The sequence below is a fragment of the Saliniramus sp. genome, from assembly GCF_035311605.1.
In the GTDB taxonomy this organism is placed as follows: Bacteria; Pseudomonadota; Alphaproteobacteria; order Rhizobiales; family Beijerinckiaceae; genus Saliniramus.
The window spans coordinates 1-6,237 of sequence record NZ_DATGCW010000103.1; the positions used below are offsets into that span (position 1 = coordinate 1).

The 6,237-nt window shown below is 64.8% G+C and carries 8 protein-coding genes; 6 read left to right on the forward strand and 2 right to left on the reverse strand.

The window, feature by feature from the left end; all coding sequences use genetic code 11:
- From VKP01_RS04815 to VKP01_RS04825, 3 genes are all read left to right on the forward strand, one after another.
- Nucleotides 1–984 (forward strand): hypothetical protein (locus tag VKP01_RS04815; protein ID WP_324410798.1); only part of this gene is annotated, 984 nt, incomplete at its 5' end.
- A 109-nt stretch (nucleotides 985–1,093) separates the two neighbouring features.
- Nucleotides 1,094–2,566 carry a HAMP domain-containing sensor histidine kinase gene (locus VKP01_RS04820; RefSeq protein WP_324410800.1) on the forward strand — a complete coding sequence of 491 codons (1,473 nt, stop codon included), beginning with the start codon at nucleotides 1,094–1,096 and terminating at the stop codon, nucleotides 2,564–2,566.
- Nucleotides 2,563–3,954 (forward strand): sigma-54 dependent transcriptional regulator, encoded by a 1,392-nt coding sequence (locus VKP01_RS04825; RefSeq protein WP_324410801.1) that lies wholly within the window; start codon nucleotides 2,563–2,565, stop codon nucleotides 3,952–3,954. Before VKP01_RS04820 ends, VKP01_RS04825 begins: the two co-directional genes overlap by 4 nt.
- A 26-nt stretch (nucleotides 3,955–3,980) precedes the next feature.
- Here the strand turns inward: VKP01_RS04825 and VKP01_RS04830 are convergent, their stop codons facing one another.
- A complete protein-coding gene (locus tag VKP01_RS04830) occupies nucleotides 3,981–4,253 on the reverse strand; it encodes a hypothetical protein (protein WP_324410803.1) in 273 nt (90 codons plus the stop codon).
- A 308-nt stretch (nucleotides 4,254–4,561) separates the two neighbouring features.
- Between VKP01_RS04830 and VKP01_RS04835 the strand changes: the two genes are divergently transcribed.
- Genes VKP01_RS04835 through VKP01_RS04845 form a run of 3 tightly spaced genes read left to right on the forward strand, consistent with a single transcriptional unit; the run spans nucleotide 4,562 to nucleotide 5,560 of the window.
- On the forward strand, nucleotides 4,562–5,059 hold the full coding sequence (locus VKP01_RS04835; protein WP_324410805.1) for a Panacea domain-containing protein: 498 nt from the start codon (nucleotides 4,562–4,564) through the stop codon (nucleotides 5,057–5,059).
- Nucleotides 5,025–5,228 carry a hypothetical protein gene (locus VKP01_RS04840; RefSeq protein WP_324410807.1) on the forward strand — a complete coding sequence of 68 codons (204 nt, stop codon included), beginning with the start codon at nucleotides 5,025–5,027 and terminating at the stop codon, nucleotides 5,226–5,228. The genes VKP01_RS04835 and VKP01_RS04840 overlap by 35 nt, the downstream gene beginning before the upstream one ends.
- Nucleotides 5,229–5,287: 59 nt before the next feature.
- The gene (locus VKP01_RS04845) at nucleotides 5,288–5,560 is read left to right on the forward strand and encodes a hypothetical protein (RefSeq protein WP_324410809.1); all 273 of its coding nucleotides are present in this window, start codon (nucleotides 5,288–5,290) and stop codon (nucleotides 5,558–5,560) included.
- A 5-nt stretch (nucleotides 5,561–5,565) separates the two neighbouring features.
- Here VKP01_RS04845 and VKP01_RS04850 read toward each other — a convergent pair.
- Nucleotides 5,566–6,237: molybdopterin oxidoreductase family protein (locus VKP01_RS04850; protein ID WP_324410810.1), on the reverse strand; the 672-nt coding region annotated here is incomplete at its 5' end.

Here is a 6,237-nt window from a genome sequence, read left to right on the forward strand (position 1 = left end):
GCCGGCCACCTGCTGGGGCGCGCCTCCTACATTTCCGGTGCGCCGCTGGAAAGCAGCGAAGATGCGCTCGAAGGCGTGCTGCCACGTTGCGAGGTGCCGCTCGAAGCGCGCGGCGAGGCTGCTTTCGAGCGCCGGATGGAATCGATGCTGGGCGGCACAACGGGAAATGCCGACAGTGCGGCAAAGCCGGATGCGGCGCGCATCGCAGCGGAGACGGGCGCTTTCGCGAAACCGGGCTATGACGCAGTCCGTTTCGCCATCTTCGGCCCCGACGCCAAGGCCATTGCGCGGCGGGCGGAAACCCTCGCCCATGCCCGATCAGTACCGCTTTCCGGCATCGCCGTCATCGACGAGGACTGCATTGCACGGGCCAAGGTGTCCGATCCCGGCGAGGTGATCCGCTCGGCCCTGGCCGGGACGCTCGCGGAAACGCAGGGCGTGACGGCGGAAAGCCGTGTACCGTTCTCGCTTACCTACGAGGAGGGCGATCCGCTCGCGCTGATCCCGGCCTCCGATGCGCAGGCGCGCGAGTTGCTGCTGCTGCCCTGCAAGGGCTGGTGTGATCACGGGGCGGATCTCGGCCTGCCCGCGGGCGGAGCCGAACCCGGCGACAAGCTCTTCGCTCTCGCCGAACACCATGCCGGTGCGACCCTGTTCGTCGGCAGCGCGCAGGAGAACGGACCCGTCGCGATCCTGCATGACGGCTCCGATGCGCTGCAAGGTCTCGCGCTCTGGGCGCTCGCCTCGGGGCTTTGGGAGGCGGGGGAGATCCTCCTCACCGGTCGACCGAATGCCGAGCAAACCGAGGCAATGAAGGCTTTTGCGGACGATAATGCGCGTAAGCTGACACTGTCAGATGCGGTCCCGACATCGGCCAGCGCCGTGATCATGACCGCACCGCCGGCGCGACAGGTTCATGAAGGCGGTGATTTCTGGCAGGATCGCATCGCGACGGGCTTTCGCGCAGACGTACTGGTCGGCTGAGCCTTGCGGCTGCGCTCGTCCGTTGCGTCATGATAGATGACTTCAGCCGGTGCATGCGGCGGCAGGTCGGGCTCGTATCGGGAGAGGCGCAGGGAGCGCGGATGTGGCCATGGCGAAAGTCGTCGTGCGGCGCTGGCCGCTCACTCTCACGCTGCCGCTCGGCGCATCGCTCGCCATGTTCCTGGTGGCGCTGGCAACGACCCAGATCGCCCTGATCCTGCAGGAGGATCGTGAGATCCGGGCGCTGGAGAGCAAGGCCGCGATCTTCCTGGATGCGATCGCGGATGGTGTGGCGCTCTCGCTTGCGGACGGCCCGCAAGCGGCGCGTGCGCTTCTTGGCGGCAAGCTTCGGGTGCGCGAGGCGCTCGCCGATGAAGGGCTCGGCCTGCACTGGATCGACAGCGCCGGCACCTTGCATGTCCTGACCCCCGGCGACAGCGATGATCGCGAGATCGCCAATCTCGTGACTTTGCTCCGCGCCGAACCGCCCGGTGCCCTCCGATTCACTATCGCGAGAGACGGTAGCCGTGCGCTGGCCGGCCGGCACTACAGCGTCGAGGAAGGCAGCCTCCTCGTTGCGGCAGCCCTCGATACGGCGGAAATCCACGAGGCGCGCGCATTGATGGAGCGCGCGGCGCTGATCGCAACTTTCATTCTGGCGGGTATTGCGGCGTTGCTGACCTATCTCTTCACTCGCAGGGCGCTGGCACCGCTGCCGGCGATCGCACGCGAGCTCGCGGATGAATACGATCCCGCCGGCCAGCGCGCCATCGCGGTATCAGCCGAGATCGGGCCTCTGACGGAAGCCCTCGCGGCGCGGCGTGAGGCCGAGGATGCGCGTTCCGCCGCACTCGTGAGCACCGGCGAGAAGGAGCGCAACGCATTGCTCGCCAAGCTCGCCGCCGGTCTCGCCCACGAGGTGCGCAATCCACTGGCTGGCCTGCTCAATGCCGTTTCCACCCTGCGCCGTTTCGGAGCGGACGAAGCGGTGCGCCGCGAGACGCTCGATCTGATCGAACGGGGCCTGCGCTCGATTTCACGCGTGGCCGATACGATGCTCGCAACCTATCGCCCGGCCAGCGGGCGGATGCGCTTCACCCGCGAGGATCTGGACGATCTGCAGACGCTGGTCGGCCCCGAAGCCCGCCGGCGACAGCTCTCCCTGGACTGGCGAATCGACACGATGCAGCCCATTTCAATCGATGCCGAGGCCTTGCGGCAGATTCTGCTCAACCTGCTGATCAATGCCTGCAAGGTCTCTGTCGAATCGGGCCGGGTCGGGCTGACCGTCACGCAGAGCCCGCATGAGACATTGTTCGAGATCGAGGATACCGGGCAGGGCATGCCCGATGCGATCGTCGCCTTCCTGCGCGACGGCGCCCGCAAGGCCGCCATGGCCGAGCACAAGGGGCTCGGCCTGTGGATGGTCATGCGCCTCCTGGAGGACCTCGGGGGGCGCGTCAAGGTGCGTTCGCTCTCCGGGGAGGGGACACGGGTGACCGTGCGCATCCCGACAGGGCCGCACGGCAGCGCCTCGGACGCGCCGCATCATCCCGCGCCCGAACGGGAGGGCGCCGCATGAGTCGCCCCGCCATGATCCTGATCGTTGAGGATGACGAGATCCTCGGTCGCTCATTGCTGCAGCGCCTGACGCTGGAAGGCCATGATGCCCGCCTCGCCGCAAACGCCGCGACTGCGCTCGGCATCGTCGGGCGCCAGCGCCCCGATGCGGTGATGTGCGACATGCGCCTGCCCGACCGTGACGGCGAGAGCCTGATGCACGAGATCTTCGCCCGCATCGGTGCCGTGCCGACCCTGTTCATGACCGCCTATGGCGATATTGACCAGGCCGTGCGGCTGGTGCGGGCAGGAGCGCGCGATTATCTGACCAAGCCTTTCGATCTCGACGAAGTCGTCGAGGCCCTGCGCAACGCCACGCGTCCTGCGGCCCATATCGGAGACGCCGCCGGCGGCGTCGGGGATATCCCCGGGCGCGAGGACCCCTTCGCCAGTTTCGGCCTCTCATCGGCCTCCGCCGCGATCAGGCGCACGCTGGAGCGGGTTGCGGATGTCGACCTGCCGGTGCTGCTGCTCGGCGAGACCGGGACCGGCAAGGAGATCGCAGCGCGCTTCCTGCATGCACAGAGCCGACAACGCGAAGCGCCCTTCATCGCCGTGAATTGCGCCGCGCTTGCGCCGGAACTGGTTGATTCGGCGATATTCGGCCACGAGAAGGGTGCCTTTACCGGCGCCGTCGAGCGCCATCGCGGCTTTGCCGAGAAAGCGGGCGCGGGCACGCTGTTCCTCGACGAGATCGGCGAGCTCGATCCGGCGCTGCAGGCAAAGCTGCTGCGGCTGGTCCAGGAGCGCGAATTCATGCGGGTGGGCGGCAGCCGACCCGTCTCATTCGCCGCCCGCCTGGTCTGCGCCACCCATCGCGATCTCGAAGCCGAGATCGCCGCCGGCAAGTTTCGTGAGGATCTGTGGTACCGCATCAACGTCGTGACGGTGCGCATGCCGCCCCTGCGTGAGCGGCCCGAAGAGATCGCGCCGTTGATCGCCCGATTCCTCGCCGTGGCCGGTCCGCGCCTGCGTGGCGAGGCGGTGAGCGTCTCCCCGGAGGCGCTCGAGGCGGCGAATGCCTATGACTGGCCGGGCAATGTGCGCGAGCTCGAAAACCGCATCGACCGGGCCGCCGCGCTCGCGGAAGCATCACGGCTCGGTATCGCTGATCTGTTTCCCGATCATCAGGATCGAGAGCCGATGATGCGCGGGGCTGAGGCGGCGCGCAATCCGGAAGCGGGCATCGGCATGACATTGGCCGAGGTTCGCGATGCGGCCGAACGCGCCCATATCGCGGCCACGCTGGAGGCGACGAATGGGGGTATCCAGGAGGCCGCCGCGCAGCTGGGCATTTCCCGCACGACATTGTGGGAAAAGATGCGCCGCCACAATCTCTCCGGCGCCTGAGATCGCGCGACAGGGGCAACCCGGCCCTATCCGCGCAGGGTCAGGCCCGGATGCTCGATGATGAAATGGCGCAGGGCCGCGACGAGCTGGCGGGCATGGGCGACATCATGGCGGCGCACCGCGGCACGGATATCGTCGATCATCATGTCGCGAATGCGCTGCGCCCCATGCTCTTCGTGCAACAGATAGGCGCCGAGCGTCGCCGCGACCATGTCCGGAATATGCTCATGCTCGGCAATCGCCGCGACTTCTTCGGGCGTGAGATCACAAAGGCCGATGCAATCCTCAAGGGTGATCATGGTATACTCCCTGTCTCCCGTTCCGGCCCACGCCCGGCTGGGCGGATAGCCCGCTGACGCAACGATGCCGCTCCGGAGCGCCCCCGATTCTCTTGCGTCGTCGCGATTGTCGGGCCTCGGCACCTGCGACGCAATACTGTGATCATAGGATGAAATGCAGGTGCCGACCTTGACCTGTCTCAAGCCGAAAAGAGAACGGCCAGAGGTTGACAAATGACGAATGTCACCTCGCCGGCTTGCAAGCGATTCGCGCTGATTCTATATCTTCGTCTCGTGATTTGCCCGGCCACATACCGCAGGAGGAGAGAATGGGAGGCCACGACGCACGCGCCATCGCCAACCACATCCTCGACATGGCGAAGGAACACGGTCGCGAGATCACCGTGATGCAGCTCCTGAAGCTGATCTACATCGCCAATGGCTGGTCCTGGGCCCTGCTCGGCAAGCAACTCGTCCGGGATCCGGTGGAGGCGTGGCAATACGGGCCGGTTTATCGGTCTGTCTATCGCGATTTCAACAAGTTCGGCGCCGAACCGATCGCTGAAAAGAGCGCCATGCTCGACGGCGCCCTGCCATACAGCTCCCGGCTCGCCGATGACGAGCGCGAATTGCTGATGGGCGTGACCGAGCATTACGGCAAGCTGCACGCCTTCCGCCTGTCCGACATGACCCATGAGCCCGGCACACCATGGTCACAGATCAGGGGGAAAGAGGGCACCAATGCCGAAATTCCGCAAAAACTGATCAAGTCACACTTCGAGAAACTGCGCGATGAGCAACGGGAACGACGAAGACAAAAAGAATAATGAAAATCTCAATGATTTTCTGGCCGAAGGCGCCGAGGAACGCAGCGGGGAAAATCATAGCCTTAGAAATGCCGTAAAGGAAGTTGAATCAGAGATAGAAAAAATAAGTAAAAAAGTCTATTATTTAAGCGCAAAGTCAAATGATGAGAAAGATTTTTCTTTAAACTGAGTGAATACATTGATGAATCCAAGGAAGAAATCAAATTTTATCGGCGTATCAGGTTTTTCATGATCGGAATCTCGCTTGTTTTTGTCTCCTTTCTGCTTGCCCTTCTGGTTTGCGTTATCTTCTTTCACGAATTTTTCTTCTATCTGCAAGGCCCCTATTTCCGTAGCGCACTCGTCCTCGCCACGATCGGCGGCTCGGTCGTCATCATCTCGCTGGTTCTTCGCGGAGTATTTCGTCTTGCTGCCGAGCAGAATGCCGGACACCAAATGCCACAGGAAATGCGCGAAATACTCACCACGGCGAACACGATCAGCCAGTCACAGGGTAACTGACCGCCTCACTCCGCCGCAACTGTCTCCCGGGCCACCCGCGCGGCGCAGAACTTGAACTCCGGAATCTTGCCGAAAGGGTCGAGCACCGGGTTCGTCAGGATGTTGGCGGCTGCCTCCACATAGGCGAAGGGGATGAAGATCATCTGGGACTGAAGCGCGGTATCGGCGCGGGCCGGGAGGCTGATGGTGCCGCGCCTCGTCTCGACGCGGATCGTCTCGCCGGGCGCGATGCCGAGGCGCGCCAGCGTATCGGGATGCAGGCTCGCGCTCGGGCCGGGTTCGATCGCATCGAGCACCGAGGCGCGCCGGGTCATGGCGCCGGTATGCCAGTGCTCGAGCTGGCGCCCGGTGGTGAGCACCAGCGGGAAGGCCGCGTCCGGCAATTCGGCCGGATCGCTGACATCCGCCGGCACGAACAGGCCGCGCCCGCCTTCGCGCGGAAAGCCGTCTCCGAAGACGATGGCGCTGCCCGGCTGATCGGGGGCCGGGCAGGGATAGGTCACCGCGCCTTCGCGCTCCAGCCGCTCCCAGCTGATATGGCTGAGCGATGGCATCGCCTGCGCCATCTCGGCAAAGACGTCGCGCGGATGGGCGTAATCCCAATCCAGCCCGAGATGACGGGCGAGATCGATGATGATCGCGAGATCCTCGCGCGCATCCCCTGGCGGCGTCAGGGC